Origin of the sequence: Kocuria sp. CPCC 205297, assembly GCF_040981035.1 — a bacterium.
Classification (GTDB): domain Bacteria; phylum Actinomycetota; class Actinomycetes; order Actinomycetales; family Micrococcaceae; genus Kocuria; species Kocuria marina.
Map to the genome: position 1 here is coordinate 91,584 of NZ_JAVKPY010000011.1, position 17,295 is coordinate 108,878.

Below are 17,295 nucleotides of genomic sequence, written 5' to 3' on the forward strand. Positions count from 1 at the left end.
CCGCTACGGGCGGGCGCTGCCCTACGGCGCGGCCACGGCCGGTATCGTGGGAGCATCCGATCGAACGCGCGGCGGCTCGGCGCTGTCCCGCGCGGTACCCGGGTGCGCGAACCGCCCGGCACACAGCACTACGACCCGAGGAGTTTCACCATGGAGCTTGACGTCACCATCGAGATCCCGCGGTATTCCCGCGTGAAGTACGAGATCGACCACGAGACCGGTCGACTCCGCCTGGACCGCGTACTCTTCACCTCCATGCAGTACCCCACGCACTACGGCTACTTCGAGAACACCCTGGGCGAGGACGGCGACCCGCTGGACGCCATGGTCATCCTGGACGTGGACGTGGTCCCCGGTGTGATCGTGGAGGCCCGGCCCATCGCCGTGTTCAACATGACGGACGAGGCCGGCGGGGACGCCAAGATCCTGTGCGTGTCCACGGACAAGCGCTACGACGAGATCCAGGGTCTCGAGGACGTCAACGAGTTCAAGCAGAAGGAGATCCAGCACTTCTTCGAGCGCTACAAGGACCTGGAGCCCAACAAGTGGGTCAAGGGCGAGGGCTGGGACGGCAAGGAGGCCGCGGAGCGGCTCATCGTGGAGGCCCAGCAGCGCTTCGAGCAGTCCCACTACGACAGCGCCGCGGAGGCCGAGCAGGACGACTGAGCCCGCCCCCCCCCTCCACCCGGGGTCCCCGTGGTCGGTGTGCGCACCGAGCACGGGGACCTCACCCGTGCACACCTGCTCGGTGACGGTCACGCCCGGTGACTCCGCATCCCGCGCCCCTCGGAACCGCGGGCGCTTATGCCTGTCGGCGGGCCGTGGTGGGATGATCCTGCGGGACGCGCCCGCGAGAACCCGCTGGTCCCCTGCGCTTCGGAAAGGTGGTACCCGTGTTCGATCCGCACGCACGTGAACACGGGCACGTCTACGTCTTCCACGGCACCGAGTCCACGCAGGTCCTGGGCCCCGAGCACCTCATGGGTCATGTGCGCACGCTGCTGTCGGCGGCCGGAACCGATCCGGCGCCCGAGCCGTCCCTGCACCCGGACATCGTCCCGCGCCCCTACACCTCGGAATCCCATCAGGATCCCGATGACCCGGCACCCGAACACTGGATGCACGTGCGTAGCACGGTCACGGAAGTCTCCGTGGACCTCGGGGCGGACGCCTTCTGGGACCGGGTGGACAAGGGCAGTTGGGCCACGTGGCAGGACCGCTGGCCCGATCCCCCGGGGGGACCGTTGTTCCCGCCCAGCGCACCGGACTGGCTCGTGCGCGCCCCGCGATGGGAACTCGATCCCCTGGCTCCGGCACTCGGCCCCGCGGCGTCGGGCGGGTGGGTACGCAGTCCCGCGCGGGCGTGGGGTTCCGGGGAGCCCGCGGTCCCCCGCGACCCCTCTGACCGGCCCGGTGATCCCGCCCGCCCGGAGCCCGGAGGCACCGGCGTGGGGCTGTTCCAGCTCACGGACCTCGAGTCCTTCTGGGTCTTCGCCCCCGCGGCGGACGTCGCGGACATCATGGCGCGCTGCGAAGCGCTTGCCACCGACCACCCCGCCTTCACGTGGCTCACCGGGTACTTCGACGCCCGGGACATCGCCGGGTCACTGCGGCTGCCGTCCCCGTGCCTGCCCATCCTGGAAGCGGACCTCGCGAGCGCGGGTTATGCCGTGGACACGTGGTGGTGACGCCGCAGCCACCCGCTCACGCGAGCGGGCATTGACGTGTTCGACCGCTGACCCGGCCGCCGTTCCCCGACCGGGCACCGCCTCGGACGCCCATAGCGCGGGTACCCATTGGCCCAGGGCTCACTCGCACAGGCGCAACAGCGTCGCGGCCGCCGGACGGGCCTGCCACTCCTCGTTCCACAGGGAGCGCACCACGGCCTTGGACACCGCTTGGGGTGTGATCCCGAGCTGCTGGGCCACGGTCTTCTGCTGACCTCTGGCTCCGGGGACCAGCAGGTCCACCACGCGCCACTCGGCCTCGCTGCGCTCGCTCACGATCCGGCCCACGAGCTTGAGCACCGCCTGGGCCTGCTCCGCGGCCGTCGCGTCCACCGCGCTGACCCGCACGGCCGCCCGCTCGGTGTCACGGCCCGGTTGCGCAGCGAGGTGACCGTGGTTCATGCCCGGCCCCTCGGCGGTCACGGCCACGCGGCCGTCCTCGTGGTCCACGCGCGTGAGGAACACGTCCCCCACGCCGATGCCCACCGCATAGCGGTCCTCGCGCACGGCGATCATGGCCGCCGCGACCGCGGCGTGGGCGTCCTCGGTCAGACCACGCACGTCACCCGGCGCCATGGGTTGGAACGGGGCGCGCGCGGGCACGTCACGCAGGCGCCGACACAGTTCGTGGTCCATGGCGGGGTCGGGGCGGGACGCGTCCGCCACACGCTGGGTCAGGGTCAGGACGAACACGGTTCCAGTATCGCAGTTCCGCACCGGGCAACCCGGCCACGACGCCGCGCATTTCCCGAACCGGACGTCCCGCTCAGAGCAGCGTGTGCAGGATGGCCGCGGCGCCGTCGTCGTACACGCTGCCGGTGACCTCGCGGGCGACCTGCTCGACCTCGTCCGGGGCCTGACCCATGGCCACACCGCGCGCGGCCCATTGCAGCATCTCGATGTCGTTACGCCCGTCCCCCATGGCCACGGTGTGCGCGGGGTCCACGTCCAGCTGCTTGCGGATCTGCTCCAAAGCGCTGGCCTTGGAGACGCCGTTCGCGGCGACGTCGAGCCACGAGGACCAGCCCACGGAGTAGGCGACGCCGTGCAGACCGGCCTGCTCGATGGCCTGAGCGAAGTCCCCGGGGGCGTCCGTGGCGCTGTAGACCACGAGCCGCACCGCGGGCATCTCGGAGAGCTCCTGAAGGTCCACGCCCACGGCCTCGATCCCGAAGGACGAGTCCTGGAAGCGTTCGGTCGAGTAGAACTGCCCATCCACACCCTCGAGGGCGAACTTGGCGGTGGGCAACTTGCTGGACAGCGCCCGCAGCGCGTTGGAGGGGTCGAAGCTCACGCGGTCGGTGATCTCGTAGCGCTGCTCGAGCTGCGGGTCCAATCGCAGGGTCACGCCCCCGTTGGAGCACACCGCGAACCCGGAGTGGATGTGGCCCTGGCGGATCACGGGCAGCGTGGCGCCTTTGGAGCGGCCCGTGGCGATCACCACGTGGTGGCCGGCGCCCACGACGGCGCGCAGGGTGTCCTTCACGCCGCGGGACATGTGGCCGTCGTGGTCCACGAGGGTCCCGTCCACGTCCAGCGCCACGAGGTACCGGACGCCCTCTTCCCTGGTCCAGGAACTCGAACGGGGGGTCTGCATTTTCATGGGCGCGAACGCCGCTGCAGCACTCTGTGCCTTCTCCTCGGTGTGCCGGTCATCGATGCCGGCCTGGATATCAGTCATGACAGTCATGGTGTCACATCACCATCGATGCATGTCTTGCGATGGACCGCCCGGTGACGGGAGCGTGAAGTTCCCGGGCGATGTGCGTCACCCGACTGGGCGCAGGACCTCCTGGCCGCGCAGGTACGGGCGCAAGATCTCGGGGACGACCACGGAGCCGTCCTGTTGCTGATGAGTCTCGAGGATCGCCACGAGCCAGCGGGTCGTGGCGAGCGTCCCGTTGAGCGTGGCCACCGCGCGGGTCCCGCCCTTCTTGGTCCTGCCCTGGGCGTCCGTGGTCTCAGGCAGGCGTTCCCGGATGTTGAGCCGGCGCGCCTGGTACGTGGTGCAGTTGGATGTGGAGGTCAGCTCACGGTACTTGCCCTGGGTGGGGATCCACGCCTCGCAGTCGAACTTGCGGGCCGCGGAGGTCCCGAGGTCCCCGGCCGCGGTGTCGATCACGCGGTAGCTCAGCCCACACGCCCGCAACATCTGCTCCTCCCACGCGAGCAACCGCTCATGCTCGGCGGCGGCGTCCTCGGGGTGGCAGTAGACGAACATCTCGAGTTTGTTGAACTGGTGCACGCGGATGATCCCGCGGGTGTCCTTGCCCGCGGAACCGGCCTCGCGGCGGTAGCACGAGGACCAGCCGGCGTAGCGCAGCGGCCCGTCGCTGAGGTCCAGGATCTCGTCCGCGTGGTAGCCCGCGAGCGCGACCTCGGACGTGCCCACGAGGTAGAGGTCGTCCTTGCCCACGCGGTAGATCTCGTCGTCGTGCTCCACGTCGAATCCCGTGCCGTTCATGATGGCCGGGCGCACCAGGTTGGGCGTGGACATGGGGATGAACCCGTTGTCCAGGGCGAGGTCTTGGGCCGCGAGCAACAGGGCCGTCTCGAGGCGGGCGACGTCCCGTTTGAGAAAGTAGAAGCGCGAGCCGGAGACCTTGGCCCCGCGTTCCATGTCGATCCCGTCCAGCAACTCCCCCAGCTCCAGGTGGTCCCGGGGTTCGAAGCCCTCGGCCTCGAAGTCGCGCGGGGTGCCCTCGGTGCGCAACAGGACGAAGTCGTCCTCGCCGCCGGATGGGATGCCCTCCACGATCAGGTTGGGGAACTGGGCCACGAGCTCCTGCTGGGTGAGCTGGGCGGCGTCTGCTTCCGCCTGGGCGGCCTTGACGTCTGCGGCGAGCTGCTTGACCTGGGCGAGCAACTGTTGCTTCTCCTCACCCTGGGCCTTGGCCACCTTCTTGCCGAACGCGTTCTGCTCCGCGCGCAGGGACTCGAAGTCGGTGATCGCCCCGCGCCGCCGGGAGTCCGCCTCCAGGATGCGGTCCACCAGTCCCGCGTCCGCCCCCCGGGCGGTCTGGGAAGCACGGTAGGTCTCAGGGTCGGCGCGCAGGTCGTTGATGTCGATCACCCGTCCAGGGTATCCAACGAAACGCACGGGTGCGCGATCCGACGTGGAGGCGGCGCCCGGCCCGCGCGCCAGTAGACTGGCCGCGTCCGACAGCCGCCTTTCGAACGATCCAGGAAGGGGACTCCGGTGCCGCAGCACACAGTGGAACCCCAGCGAGTGGCCGTGGTGATCAACCCCATCAAGGCCCAGGCAGACGCAGCACGGGACGCGGTGATCATCGCGTGCCGCAAGGGTGGTTGGGCGGATCCCGTCTTCTACGAGACAGAAGTGGACGATCCCGGGTTCTCCATGGCCCGCGGCGCCGTCGAGGAGGGCGCGGACGTCGTGCTCGCCGCGGGCGGTGACGGCACCATCCGTGCCGTGGGCGAGTCGCTGGCCGGCGGGGGCATCCCGCTGGGGCTCGTGCCGCTGGGCACCGGCAACCTGCTGGCGCGCAACCTCAAGGCGGACCTCGCGGACCCGCACCACTCCGTGGACGTGGCGCTGTTCGGGTCCCAGAAGGCCATCGACACCGTGGCCGTGCACCTCGAGACGGACGACGACCGCACCGAGGACCACCGCTTCCTGGTCATGGGCGGCGCGGGTTTCGACGCCCAGATCATGGCCGACACCAAGGACGACCTCAAGGACCTCGTGGGGTGGGCCGCCTACGGCGAAGCCGGCTTCCGGCACCTGTTCAACCGGCCCCGCTGGGCGCGCTACAGCATCGACGACGGCCCCTGGGAGTCCAAGCTCGTACGCTCCGTGATGGTGTGCAACTGCGGCGAACTCACCGCCGGGTTGATCCTGGTGCCGGAGGCCAAGATCGACGACGGCGTGCTGGACCTCGTGGTGATGACCCCGCGCTCGCTCGTGGGCTGGCTGGGCATGGTTGCCAAGGTCGCGTTCCGCCACCGCCACGAGCTGCCCGTGATCGACTACCGCAGCGGCAAGAAGGTCCGGGTGGAGTTCCACGAACCCATCGAGTACCAGGTGGACGGCGATCCCCTGGGGCGGATCAAGGCGTTCGAGACCACCATGCACCACAAGTCCCTGCAGGTCCGCGTGCCACCGACCCAGGCCGACTGATCCGCACGCGAACGGCCCGGTCCCTCCTCTCGGAGGGACCGGGCCGTTCGTTCATGCGGGCCTCAGGGCCGACGACGCCGCGCGGGCATCATGTGCCGCACGGGCGCCACGCGCCGCGCGGGCTCAGACCGCGCCTGCGAGTCCGAAGATCGCCGCGGCGATCGCGAAGCCCAGCACACCAATGATGGTCTCGAGCACCGTCCAGGTCTTGAACGTGGTGCGCACATCCATCTCCAGGAACCGGCCCACGAGCCAGAACCCGGAGTCGTTGACGTGGGAGAGCACCACGGAACCGGCGGCCACGGCCACGACCATGGCCGCGAGCTGCACCACGTTGTAGTCCGCGGCCAGCACCGCCGGGGCGATCAGACCCGCGGCCGTGGTCAGCGCGACCGTGGCGGAACCCTGCGCCACGCGCATGACCGCGGCGATCAGGAAGCCCGCGATGATCAGGGGGATGCCCAGGTCCGCGAGCACGTCCTCGAGGGCGTTGCCGATCCCGGAGGTGCGCAGCACACCGCCGAACATGCCACCGGCGCCGGTGATCAGGATGACCGAGCACACGGGGCCCAGGGCGGACTCGAACGTCTTCTCGATCGCGGAACCGCTCACCCCGCGGGCCTTGCCGATGGTCAGCGCGGCGATGATGAGCGTGAGCGTCAGGGCGATGGGCGTCTCACCGATCGCGCGCAGCAGCTCGAACCACGCCTGGGACGAGGTCTCCTCGGAGACCGCTCCGGACTTGGCGAGCGTGCCCAGGCCGGTGTTGAGGAAGATCAGCAGCATGGGCAGCAGCAGCATGGCCACCACGATGCCCACCGCAGGGGGGTTGCGGACGTCCTCGGCCTGGCCCAGGATCGCGGGGACCGGGAGCTTGATCCGGCGCCCCGAGAACTTGCCGAACAGGTAGGAGGAGACGTACCACGTGGGGATCGCGCAGATCAGGCCCACCAGGATGATGTAGCCCACGTTCGCCTCGAAGAACGTGGCGGCGGTGACCGGACCCGGGTGGGGCGGCAGGAACACGTGCATCACGGAGAACGCGCCCACGGCGGGCAGCGCGTACGTGAGCACGCTGCCGCCCAGTCGGCGTGCGACCGAGAAGACCACGGGCAGCATGACCACCAGACCGGCGTCGAAGAAGATGGGGAAGCCGAACAGTAGTGAGGCCACGCCCAGGGCCAGCGGCGCGCGCTTCTCCCCGAACGCGCGGATGAGCCGGTCCGCGAGCACCTGGGCGCCGCCCGAGGTCTCGAGCAAGCGGCCCAGCATGGCTCCCAGCCCCACGAGCAGCGACACGCTGGCGAGCGTGTTACCGAAGCCGTAGAGCAGGACGGGCACCACCTGGGAAGTGGGGATGCCCGTGGCGAACGCCGTGAGCGCCGAGATGATGATCAGCGCGAGGAAGGCGTGCACGCGGAATGTGATGATCAGCACCAACAACACCGCGATGGCCGCCGCCGCGATCAGCAGCAACGGCCCGGCTGTCAGTGTCTGACTCCAGCCCTCGATCTCCATGGACGTCAATGTCCTTTCAGGTTGTTGACCCACGAACGGGCCTGGATGAAGGCGGCGTCGCTGTAGTGCTTGGCCACGTGGACCGCGCGCCCGTCGGCGCGGGGGTAGGACCCGAGGAATCGGGTGCGGGGGCAGATCCGGCGCACACCCATGAGGGCTTCGGAGACCCGGTCCTCCCGAATGTGGCCGTCGATGTCTACCGAGAAGAAGTAGTCGCCCAGGTGGGTGCCCGTGGGGCGGGACTCGATGCGGGTCAGGTTGACCCCGCGCGTGGCGAACTGCTCGAGGATCTCCAGCAGCGCCCCGGGACGGTCCTCCCACAGCGGGATCACCAGGGACGTCTTGTCCGCCCCGGTGGGCTCGGGCATGGGTGCATCTGGGCGGGCCACGAGCACGAAACGCGTGACCGCGTGCTCGTTGTCCCCGATGTCCTCGGCCAGCACGTTCAGCTCGGGGTGGCGCTGCACGACCACGGGGGAACACACGCCGGCGTCGTAGCCCAGGCCCTCGGTGCTCACCCCGCCCGTGCCGTCCAACATGTCCATGGCCGAGGCCGCCGTGGAGGACGCGGGGACGTAGCTCACGCCTGGGAGGTTCTGTTCGACCCAGCCGCGGATCTGCGCCCAGGCGTGACTGTGGGTCGCCACGGCGTGGACGTCGGACAGGCTCACGCCCGGCGGGGCCACGAGGACGAACTGGACGGGCACCAGGATCTCGCGCAGGATCCGCAGTTCGGCACCGAAGGAGACGTCGTCGAGTGTGGCGGTCACGCCGCCCTCCACCGAGTTCTCGATGGGCACCACGGCGGCGTCCACACGTTCCTCTCGAACGGCCGCAAGCGCGGCCGGGACGGAGCTCATGGGGGTGCACGCGGCGTCGTCGACCCCCGGGACCTGCCTCAGTGCCGCCTCGGTGAACGTGCCCTCGGGGCCCAGGAAGGCGTACTCACGAGCGCATGGCCCCGGGTCCACAGGACCCGAGGCCACGCCGGACAGTGCTGCGTTCACAGAACGCGCGCCGTTTCCCCGGTCTCGGACACGATGGGCTTCTCCGCGTCCGCCCACGCGCCCATGCCGCCCACCACGTTGACGGGGTCGTACCCGTACTGCGCGAGGTACGCGGTGGCGCGCAGCGAGCGGCCGCCGGAACGGCAGATCACGTAGACGTCCTGATCCAGCGGGACCTCGTCCGTGCGCTCCGCGAGCTGCGACAGCGGCAGGTGCTGGGCACCGTCGATGTGCCCGGCATCCCACTCGTTCTGTTCGCGCACGTCCAGGATGGGTGCGCCCGCCGGGATCTCGTCCACTGTGGCGGACGGCAAGTTGTTCACGTTGTCCATGGCGTCCCTCGTCGTTCGACTGCTCAGTTCACTCGGACCCCCACCATAGCGGCAGGGCGCGGTGTTCAGCGCCGACGGCGCGGGGTGCCGCGGGCGACGTCGCTCAGCGCACGTCGGTGCCGGTCTTGTCGTGCTCGGACGGGTGCGAGCGCCCCAGCTCGGACAGGCCGTGCTTGGCCACGTGACGCGTGGAGATCTCGTAGCCGATGTCGGTGCCCACGAGGATCACGATGCCCGCGATGAGGCTGTAGTACCAGTGCGGGTTGGTCATGTCGAACATGATGTACAGGCTCAGCAGGATCAGGAACGCGAGGCACAGGTAGTTGGTCACGGGAACGTCGGGCAGCTTGAAGGACACGCCGCGCGCCTGACCGTGGGCCGCGAGGTTGCGCAGCGAGCGGGCGCACGCGTACAGCGTGGCGTTCACGCGTGAGAACGCGCTCGTGACCACCGGTTCCCAGAACGGTCTGGACACCCTCGCCCGCGTGATGATCGATCCGGGGGTACGTCATCCTCGCGGAAGCGCCTTCCTACTCGGGCGCCATGGCCGTGTTCGCGGGCGCCCAGGCGGAGGTCGTCCACGTGGCGATCGACCACGAGGGGCTGACCCCAGACGAACTCGAGGAGACCATCGAGGAGCTCGAGTCCCAGGACCGGGGCATCAAGTTCCTGTACACCATCCCGAGTTTCCAGAACGCGGGCGGGACCATGATGCCGCAGCAGCGCCGCGACCGGATCTGTGAGGTCCGCGCCGCGCACCCCGTGCTGATCGCGGAGGACAACCCCTATCGCCTGCTGGGCTTCGAGGGTCAGACTGCCCGTGCCATGCGCGCGGACGACGAGAACGTGGTCTACCTGGGCTCGGCGTCCAAGATGTTCACGCCGGGTCTGCGCGTGGGCTGGACCGTGGCCCCCGATTCGCTCGCCACGATCCTGTGTCTGCAGAGCGAGGCCCCTGTGCTCAGTCCCTCGGCCTTCGCTCAGGAAGTGGTCGCCGGGTGCCTCGAGAAGTACGACTGGCGTTCCGTGCTGGACGAGTACCGCGTGCTGTACGGCAAATGGGCCCAGACCCTGATGGACGCGTTCGACGAGCACATGCCCGACGGTGTGACCTGGACCCGCCCCGAGGGCGGCTTCTACTCGTGGATCACCCTGCCGCAGGACGTGGACTCCTACGACCTGTGCATGGAGGGCATCGACAAGGGCGTGGTGTTCGTCCCGGGCACCGCGTTCTCCACGGACTGCCGCGGTGAGTACGAGGTGCGCATGTCCTTCTGCCACCCCGCCGATGGCGAGATCCGCAAGGGTGTGGAGATCTTCACCACCACCCTGAAGAAGGCCATGAACGCCTGATCGGTTCGCCCGAACGCCACGGCGCCGGTGTCAACAATTCTGAGGCCCGGCGCCGTCGTTCTGCCGGGCCGTATCCGCTGCGACCTAGACTGATGGATCGAGGACTGCGGTTGCCCGATCCTTGCACTCCGCTTCGTGGGGGCGCCGTCGCGGGGGTCGGCGCACCATCACACAACTGTGTCGGCGCCGGGGCCGGCCGTTAGGAGCCCGTTCCATGTTCCGCCTCTTCCACAACGCCACGGTGCACGCCATGAATCCGGCCACCGGATGGACTCCCCAGGCCCAGTGGCACTCCCACGACATGCCCCATCCGGACGCCATCCTGACCTCCGACGACCGCATCGTGGCCGTGGGCGACTACCAGCGGCTCAAGGACCTCGCGCCGCTCGGCACCGAACGTACCGATCTCGGCGGCACCTACGTGCTCCCGGGCATGGGCGACGGCCACATCCACTCGGCCATGTACTCCCGCTCCCTCATCGAGCCGGACATGCGCCACTGCACGTCCCTGGAGTCCGCGCTCGAGGTGCTACGCCCGTTCGTGGAGCGAGGCATGGCGGACGAGTCCATCACGTGGATCTTCGGCGGGCAGTGGAACGTCAACGCGTGGGACGTCCCCGAGCTGCCGGACCGCCACGCGCTGGACACCGTGGCCCCGGACATCCCCGTGGCCCTGGGGTCCCTGGACTGGCACACCCTGTGGTTGAACTCCAAGGCGCTGCGGGAGCTGGGCCTGGACCGGAACGTCAAGGACCCTGACGGCGGCGAGTTCGTGCGGGACGAGCACGGTGAGCTCACCGGCGTGATCCGGGAGGCCGCGGCCATCCCCATCCGGGACGGGCTCATGCAGTCGGACGTCTCCGGCAACATCGACGATTACCTGCCCCTGGGTCAGCGTGAGCTGCTCAAGCGGGGCATCACATCCATCCACGACATCGACGGCGCGGACTGCCTGTACGCGTACCAGAAGCTGCGCGAACGCGGCGAGCTGGACATCCGCATCCACAAGGTGCTGCACCAGGAACAGGTCCACGACGCCATCCGGCGCGGGATCCGCACGGCCTCCGGGGACGAGTGGATCTCGATCGGCCCGCTCAAGCTCTTCGCGGACGGCGCCCTGGGCTCGCACACGTGCCACATGTCCGAGGCGTGGCCGGGCACCGAGAACCACGGCATGACGGTCACGTCCCCGCACGAGCTCGAGCACTGGATCGGTCTGGCGGCGTCCGCCGGGATCGCCACGGCCGTCCACGCGATCGGTGACCAGGCCACCACGGAGGTGCTGGACGCGTTCGCCAAGAGTCAGTCGATCGCCCGGGTCTTCGGCCTGCGCCAGCGCGTGGAGCACGCCCAGTACATGAAGCGCTCGGACGTCCCCCGGTTCCGTAAGCTGGGAGTCACCGCGTCCATGCAGCCCATGCACTGCACGGCGGACATCCCCATGAACGACTTCCTGTCCGAGCGCGACCTCGTAGCCTACGGGTGGAACAGTCTGCGCGAGGCCGGCGCCGAGCTCGTGTTCGGTTCCGACGGCCCCGTAGAGGACCCCAACCCGTTCCAGGGCATCCACGCGGCCATCACCCGCACACGGGACGGCGCGCCCGAGGGCGGGTGGCAGCCCCACGAGCGGCTCCCGCGCGCGGAGACCGTGTACTACTACACCCACGCGGTGGCCCGCGCGTCCTACGAGGAGAACCTCAAGGGCTGCCTGGCCCCGGGGATGCTCGCGGACTTCGTGAGCGTGGACCGCGACATCTTCTCCGAGGACGCCGAGGGCGTGAAGGCCACCGTGGTCGAGGCCACCGTGGTGAGCGCCCAGATCCGCTACCAGCGCGCGAACTGACAGCGCGGGGCACAACGACGACGCTCACGCACGTCCCACGGGCGACGTCGCCCGCGTGCGTCTCCGGGCGACGTCGTCCGGGCGGGTGACCCTGCGGCGTCGTACCCCGCGACCGCGCAGACCGACCGCGCGCTCAGCTCAAGTGCAGGTGCGGGGCCACGAAGGTCCTGGTGGCGTTACGTTCGTTCTCCAGGACCCAGCCCATGCGCTTGAGCGGGCGCAGGGAGATCACCGATTCCTGGATCTCCACGTCCGAGACGAGACTCTGGATGGCCTGCTCGGCCTCGATGATCTCCCCCACGGAGGAGAGCCACATGACCACCATCATGTTGGAGCGCCCCGTGATGGAGGAGACCACGCGGGTGCGTGGGTCCTTCGCGAGTGCCTCGGCCGCGTCCTCGTGCCGATAAGCATTCAAACGCATGAACCACTGCGCGGTCACGGGGGAGGACGAGAGCCCCTGCACCAGGTCGCAGCGAATACTCAACAGCCCGGAGGCCAGGACCTTCTGCAGGTAGCGCCGGGCCGTAGCCGGGTGCAGCCCCGTGCTGCGGGCGATCTCCGCGGCGCTCGCGCGGCCGTCACGCATGAGGGCCTCGATCACCGGGCGCTGGTCCTCCCCGAGCGCGGTGGTTGAGGTGGGCAGGGCGGCCTGTTCGGCGGAGGTCCACGCCTGGGCCGCGGCGCGCTGCTCGTCGCTGAGCTGGTCCAGTCGCCACTTGTCGCCCGCTCGGTGCAGGCGTGACGAGAGCATGAGCTGCACCTTGGCCACGCCCGGCACCTGCGAGATCTGTTCCTCCACGAAACGGGACAGCGATTCCAGGTCGTGACTGAGCACGGTCAACCCCAGGTCCGGGGACGGCGCGAACGCCTCCACGGAGATTACCTCGGGCATCGCGGTGAAGGTGTCCACCACGTGAGCCCAGCCTCCCGGATCGCACGAGATCTCGATGAAGCTGAGCTGGTTGCGGGTGTCCGAGAGGTTGACCTGCGCCGTGATCCACGCGATGCCCGAACGTTCCAGCTTCTCCCACCGGCCGGCGAGCGTGGTGGCGTGCGCGCCCAGGATCTCGGCCGCCTCCCCCCACGTGATGCGCGGCGCCCACTGCAGCAAACTGATCAGTTCCTGATCCTGGGGGGAGAGCTCGCTCTTGATGTGGCCGTTGCTCAGCATGGGTCCTCTGTTTCCTGGGCTCGTGGCACGGGTGGCGCCGGGGTGGCGGCGCGGGCGGTGCCGCTCAGCCGTCCCAGGATGGCGGCATGCGACCCGTGGGACGGACGTACTCCCGGGCCCGACCGCGGCTCCCAACGCCCCATGATGAGTGCGAGGACCGTCCGGTGCCAAGTCGTAACCGAGACGTTCGGACACCCGAGTTGAAATAAGATCGATTCAAGCGACCCAAAATTGTAGAAATTTATGTCATACAGTTGGCTATTTGTATCACATCATGCAGAGCGGCTAGCACGCTGCATGGCTGTTACCCGCGGTGACGACTTGACAGGGCTGATCTGACCCGCCCTCACCTCTCAGGATGCACGACATGTCTACTCCCGCTGCTTCCTCTGAGATAGCCACCGAGACCAACCTCGGCGGCCCGGCGGTCTCCTCCAGGAAAACACTCATCCACACCGGTATCGGCAACGCACTCGAGTGGTACGACTGAAGCATCTACGCAACGTTCTCCATCTACTGCGCGCGTGAGATCTTCAACCCCCAGGCCACCGCCCTGCAGGCGAGCCTGTTGGCCAACGTGGTCCTGATCATTCCCTGCCGTTGTGGGGCAAGCTCTCCGACATCTGGGGCCGGCGTCCGTCGCTGATCATCGGCAATCTGGTGCCGCTGCTGCTGTTCTTCCCGCTCAACGCCATGGTGGGCCAGATGTTCCTCTCCCTGTTCCTGCCCGCCACGAGCGTACGCACCGTGGGCGTGGCCTTCCCGTACGCGGTAGCCGTGGCCATCTTCGGCGGCCCCGCCCCGTACCTCCAGAACTGGATCAACACGCAGTACTCGGCGGGCAGGTTCTCGCTGCACATGGGCCTGCTGCTGGTGGTCTCCACCGTGGTTGCCTCCATTCCGCCCGAGACCAAGGCCAAAAGGACCTGCGGCACTAGGGTCCGCCTTCTCTCGGTACGACGTCGCCCCCGCACCTTCTCGGTGCGGGGGCGACGTCGTCGTACAGGGCCGGGTCCCGGATGTGGAACCCGGCCGCGCGGGAATTACTTCTTGGGGGTATGCAGCAGCTTCTTGTTGGCGAACTCCTCGATGCCGAACGGGCCGAGCTCACGGCCCACCCCGGAGCGCTTGACGCCGCCGAAGGGCAGGTCCGGAGCGGTGCCGGTGACCTCGTTGACGAACACCATGCCGGAGTCCACACGCTTGGCGACCTCCAGGGCCTCGGCCTCGTCGGCGCCGAACACGGAACCGCCCAGACCGAACGAGGAGGAGTTGGCCAGCTCGATGGCCTCGTCCACGTCCTTGACCTTGTAGACCACGGCTACCGGGCCGAAGATCTCCTCGGCGTAGGCGCGCATCTCGGGGGTCACGTCCGCGAGCAGCGTGGCCTCCATCCAAGCACCGGGCTTGTCCAGCTTCTTGCCGCCGGCCAGCACCGTGGCACCCTTGTCCACGGCGTCCTGGACCTGCTCCATGATCTCGTCACGCGCGGACACGGTGCACAGCGGGCCCAGGAAGGTCTTCTCGTCCGTGGGATCGCTCGGGGTGATCCCCTGCACGGCCTCCGCGAAGTTCTCCACGAAGGTCTCGTACGCGTCCTCGAGCACGATGAACCGCTTGGCGTTGGTGCACGCCTGGCCGTTGTTGTTCATGCGCCCATTCACGGCCTGCTTAACGGTGCGTTCCACGTTCTTATCGTCGAGCACGATGAAGGGGTCCGAACCGCCCAACTCCAGCACAACCTTCTTGAGGTTCTTGCCGGCGGTCGCGGCCACGGAGGCACCCGCACGCTCGGAGCCCGTGAGGGACACACCCTGGACGGCGGGGTCCGGGATGATGATCTCCGCGATCTGGTCGCTGGACGCGAACACGTTGATGTAGACGTCCTCGGGGAAGCCCGCCTCGTGGAACAGCTCTTCCTGCACCAGCGCGGACTGCGGGACGTTACCGGCGTGCTTGAGCAAGATGGTGTTGCCCAGCATCACGTTGGGGGCCGCGAAACGGGCCACCTGGTAGTACGGGAAGTTCCACGGCATGATGCCCAGCAGGACACCCGTGGAGTCCAGGACCACACGGGCCTCTCCCCCGGTGGAGGGGGTCAGGCTGCGGCCCTTCATGAACTCCTCCGCGTTGTCCGCGTAGTAGTCGTAGATCGCGGCGACGATCTGGACCTCGCCCGCGGCCTGCGCGGCCGGCTTGCCCATCTCCTCCGTGAGGATCGCGGCGAGCTCGTCCTGACGCTCGCGGTACAGCTCCGCCATCTTGTGCATCAGCTGAGCGCGCTCGGCCACCGGGACATTGCGCCAGGAGGAGTACTCCTTGGCGGAACGCTGGACGGCGTCCTTGATCTCCTGATCCGTGGCGGTGTCGAACTTCTTGAGGGTCTCACCCGTTGCAGGGTTGATTGTTGCGTAAGCCATGCTGTGAGCGTATGCCCCGCCACACTCTCACGACATAGCGTTCACCGAGGGCGAGACTTCATGACACCTGCCCCCACCCCGCGCCGTCATTCCCCTCTCTGCCGGGACCTGCTGCCCACCGACGACGCCGCTGCTTCCGCGGCCAAGGGGACCCAGCGCCGTCGCCCTCCGCCCGCTGTCGATGACACGAACTCGCACACAAGCCCCGGGGGGCGCCGTCCGCGCGGACAATGGAGCGCAACAACCTCTACATCCTCGACATCCCAGGACGGCATGCATGACACACGAACGCCATCTCCCGGAGCACGGCGCAGGGTTCAAGAAGGTCCTGGGGCGGCTGGACGCCATCGCCCTGGGCGTGGGGGCCATGATCGGCTTCGGCTGGGTGGTCCTCACGGGAGGCTGGCTGAACGACGCCGGGACCATGGGCGCGGTGCTCGCCATGGTGGCCGGCGGGGCGATCATGGCCGTGGTGGGCCTGGTGTACGGCGAACTCGTGGCCGCGATGCCCGCCGCGGGCGGTGAGCACAACTACCTGCTGCGGGGCATGGGTGCCAGGTGGGCATTCATCGGCTCGTGGGCGATCACGGTCGGGTACATCACGATCGTGGCGTTCGAGGCCGTGGCCGTACCTCGCACCGTGGAGTACATCTTCCCGAACCTCAGCCACGTCCCGCTGTGGACGATCGCCGGATTCGAGGTGAACCTCACGTGGGCGCTCGTGGGTGCGCTCAGCGCCGTGGTGATCACGTGGATCAACCTACGCGGTGTGAAGCAGGCGTCCACGGTGCAGGTCTTCGTGATCATCTTCCTGGCGATCGTGGGACTCATGATGGTCTTCGGCGCGTTCACGCGCGGCTCGGAACAGAACATGGAGCCCTTCTTCCACAACGGTGTCTCCGGGTTCTCCCTGGTGCTCGTGGTGGTCCCGTTCCTGTTCGTGGGCTTCGACGTGATCCCGCAGGTCTCCGAGGAGATGCACCTGCCGCCCAAGAAACTGGGCGGCACGATCGTCATCTCCGTGCTGATAGCGACCGCGTGGTACGTGATGGTCATCCTCACCACGTCCTCGGCGATGTCCGCACATGACCTCGCGAACGCGGACATCGCCGTGGCGGACGCGTTCGGCAACCTCTTCACCTCGGGCGCCATGGCCAACGTGCTGCTTGCCGGTGGCCTGGCCGGGATCCTCACGTCCTGGAACTCCCTGCTCATGGGTGCCTCACGTCTGCTCTGGGCCCTGGGCAACTCCCGGATGCTGCCCCGCTGGTTCGCCAAGCTGCACCCCAAGTACGGGACCCCCTCCAATGCCCTGCTGTTCGTGGGGGCGCTGTCCTTCATCGCCCCGTTCTTCGGCACCGAGATGCTCGGCTGGCTCGTGGACTCCGGCTCGCCCTCGATCGTGGTGGCGTACCTGCTGGTGTCGATCGTGTTCGTGATCCTGCGACGCCGCGAACCGGAGATGGAGCGGCCCTACCGGATCGGCGGGAAGCACCACGGCGGTGTGGTGATCGGTGTGCTGTCCGTAGTGCTTTGCCTGGGACTCGCTGTGCTGTACCTGCCCGGGATGCCCGCGGGGTTGGGCACCGCCCCCTACGTGATCTTCGCGCTGTGGTGGGTCCTGGGGCTGATCTTCATGCTGCGCATCCCGCGCGGGATCGCCCCCGGCGCGGACGCCGAGGAGCGGCTCGTGGCAGTGAGCGAGTCACGAACCCGCAGCCGCTGATCGCACCGTTGCGGCCGGGCATACCATGGAGGAAGGGAGCTATGTCCCACGAGT

The 17,295-nt window shown here is 68.5% G+C and carries 17 protein-coding genes; 7 read left to right on the top strand and 10 right to left on the bottom strand.

The window, feature by feature from the left end; all coding sequences use genetic code 11:
- The first annotated feature begins 150 nt into the window (after positions 1 to 150).
- Both RF650_RS11370 and RF650_RS11375 read left to right on the top strand, forming a co-directional pair.
- Positions 151 to 666, top strand: coding sequence for an inorganic diphosphatase (locus tag RF650_RS11370; RefSeq protein ID WP_035959224.1), 516 nt, complete (start codon positions 151 to 153; stop codon positions 664 to 666).
- A 227-nt stretch (positions 667 to 893) separates the two neighbouring features.
- Positions 894 to 1,688 (top strand): hypothetical protein, encoded by a 795-nt coding sequence (locus RF650_RS11375; protein WP_368814955.1) that lies wholly within the window; start codon positions 894 to 896, stop codon positions 1,686 to 1,688.
- Positions 1,689 to 1,808: 120 nt separating this feature from the next.
- Here RF650_RS11375 and RF650_RS11380 read toward each other — a convergent pair whose 3' ends face one another.
- The 3 genes from RF650_RS11380 to serS form a co-directional block, all read right to left on the bottom strand.
- The gene (locus RF650_RS11380; protein ID WP_098054239.1) at positions 1,809 to 2,420 is read right to left on the bottom strand and encodes a hypothetical protein; all 612 of its coding nucleotides are present in this window, start codon (positions 2,418 to 2,420) and stop codon (positions 1,809 to 1,811) included.
- A gap of 73 nt (positions 2,421 to 2,493) precedes the next feature.
- Positions 2,494 to 3,408 (bottom strand): HAD family hydrolase, encoded by a 915-nt coding sequence (locus RF650_RS11385; protein WP_131333423.1) that lies wholly within the window; start codon positions 3,406 to 3,408, stop codon positions 2,494 to 2,496.
- Positions 3,409 to 3,495: 87 nt separating this feature from the next.
- Entirely contained in the window at positions 3,496 to 4,800 is a 1,305-nt protein-coding gene (gene serS / locus RF650_RS11390; RefSeq protein ID WP_064847366.1) for a serine--tRNA ligase, read from the bottom strand.
- Positions 4,801 to 4,926: 126 nt separating this feature from the next.
- Between serS and RF650_RS11395 the strand changes: the two genes are divergently transcribed.
- Complete coding sequence (locus RF650_RS11395; protein ID WP_064847365.1) at positions 4,927 to 5,868, top strand: diacylglycerol kinase family protein; 942 nt, start codon at positions 4,927 to 4,929, stop codon at positions 5,866 to 5,868.
- Between the two features lie 123 nt (positions 5,869 to 5,991).
- Here RF650_RS11395 and RF650_RS11400 read toward each other — a convergent pair whose 3' ends face one another.
- The 4 genes from RF650_RS11400 to RF650_RS11415 form a co-directional block, all read right to left on the bottom strand.
- Positions 5,992 to 7,386 (bottom strand): GntP family permease, encoded by a 1,395-nt coding sequence (locus RF650_RS11400; RefSeq protein WP_368814956.1) that lies wholly within the window; start codon positions 7,384 to 7,386, stop codon positions 5,992 to 5,994.
- 5 nt (positions 7,387 to 7,391) lie between these two features.
- Positions 7,392 to 8,393 carry a prephenate dehydratase gene (gene pheA, locus RF650_RS11405; RefSeq protein ID WP_368814957.1) on the bottom strand — a complete coding sequence of 334 codons (1,002 nt, stop codon included), beginning with the start codon at positions 8,391 to 8,393 and terminating at the stop codon, positions 7,392 to 7,394.
- On the bottom strand, positions 8,390 to 8,725 hold the full coding sequence (locus RF650_RS11410) for a rhodanese-like domain-containing protein (protein ID WP_098054231.1): 336 nt from the start codon (positions 8,723 to 8,725) through the stop codon (positions 8,390 to 8,392). The genes pheA and RF650_RS11410 overlap by 4 nt, the downstream gene beginning before the upstream one ends.
- Positions 8,726 to 8,828: 103 nt before the next feature.
- Positions 8,829 to 9,200, bottom strand: a complete 372-nt coding sequence (locus RF650_RS11415) for a hypothetical protein (protein ID WP_368814958.1) — start codon at positions 9,198 to 9,200, stop codon at positions 8,829 to 8,831.
- A 68-nt stretch (positions 9,201 to 9,268) separates the two neighbouring features.
- Between RF650_RS11415 and RF650_RS11420 the strand changes: the two genes are divergently transcribed.
- Together RF650_RS11420 and RF650_RS11425 are read left to right on the top strand one after the other, a co-directional pair.
- Positions 9,269 to 10,078, top strand: a complete 810-nt coding sequence (locus RF650_RS11420; protein WP_144998919.1) for an aminotransferase class I/II-fold pyridoxal phosphate-dependent enzyme — start codon at positions 9,269 to 9,271, stop codon at positions 10,076 to 10,078.
- A 214-nt stretch (positions 10,079 to 10,292) separates the two neighbouring features.
- The gene (locus tag RF650_RS11425) at positions 10,293 to 11,921 is read left to right on the top strand and encodes an amidohydrolase (protein WP_368814959.1); all 1,629 of its coding nucleotides are present in this window, start codon (positions 10,293 to 10,295) and stop codon (positions 11,919 to 11,921) included.
- 133 nt (positions 11,922 to 12,054) lie between these two features.
- On the opposite strand, the gene RF650_RS11430 is transcribed toward RF650_RS11425, so the two are convergent.
- The gene (locus tag RF650_RS11430) at positions 12,055 to 13,095 is read right to left on the bottom strand and encodes an Lrp/AsnC ligand binding domain-containing protein (protein ID WP_179861257.1); all 1,041 of its coding nucleotides are present in this window, start codon (positions 13,093 to 13,095) and stop codon (positions 12,055 to 12,057) included.
- 367 nt (positions 13,096 to 13,462) lie between these two features.
- Here RF650_RS11430 and RF650_RS11435 point away from each other — a divergent pair, with 367 nt between their 5' ends.
- On the top strand, positions 13,463 to 13,585 hold the full coding sequence (locus RF650_RS11435; RefSeq protein WP_276401447.1) for a hypothetical protein: 123 nt from the start codon (positions 13,463 to 13,465) through the stop codon (positions 13,583 to 13,585).
- A 97-nt stretch (positions 13,586 to 13,682) separates the two neighbouring features.
- Here the strand turns inward: RF650_RS11435 and RF650_RS11440 are convergent, their stop codons facing one another.
- Together RF650_RS11440 and RF650_RS11445 are read right to left on the bottom strand one after the other, a co-directional pair.
- Entirely contained in the window at positions 13,683 to 13,979 is a 297-nt protein-coding gene (locus RF650_RS11440; RefSeq protein WP_368814960.1) for a hypothetical protein, read from the bottom strand.
- A 159-nt stretch (positions 13,980 to 14,138) separates the two neighbouring features.
- On the bottom strand, positions 14,139 to 15,515 hold the full coding sequence (locus tag RF650_RS11445) for an NAD-dependent succinate-semialdehyde dehydrogenase (protein ID WP_064847247.1): 1,377 nt from the start codon (positions 15,513 to 15,515) through the stop codon (positions 14,139 to 14,141).
- 277 nt (positions 15,516 to 15,792) lie between these two features.
- On the opposite strand from RF650_RS11445, the gene RF650_RS11450 reads away from it, so the two are divergent.
- Positions 15,793 to 17,241, top strand: coding sequence for an APC family permease (locus tag RF650_RS11450; protein ID WP_131333433.1), 1,449 nt, complete (start codon positions 15,793 to 15,795; stop codon positions 17,239 to 17,241).
- The last annotated feature ends 54 nt before the right edge of the window (positions 17,242 to 17,295 follow it).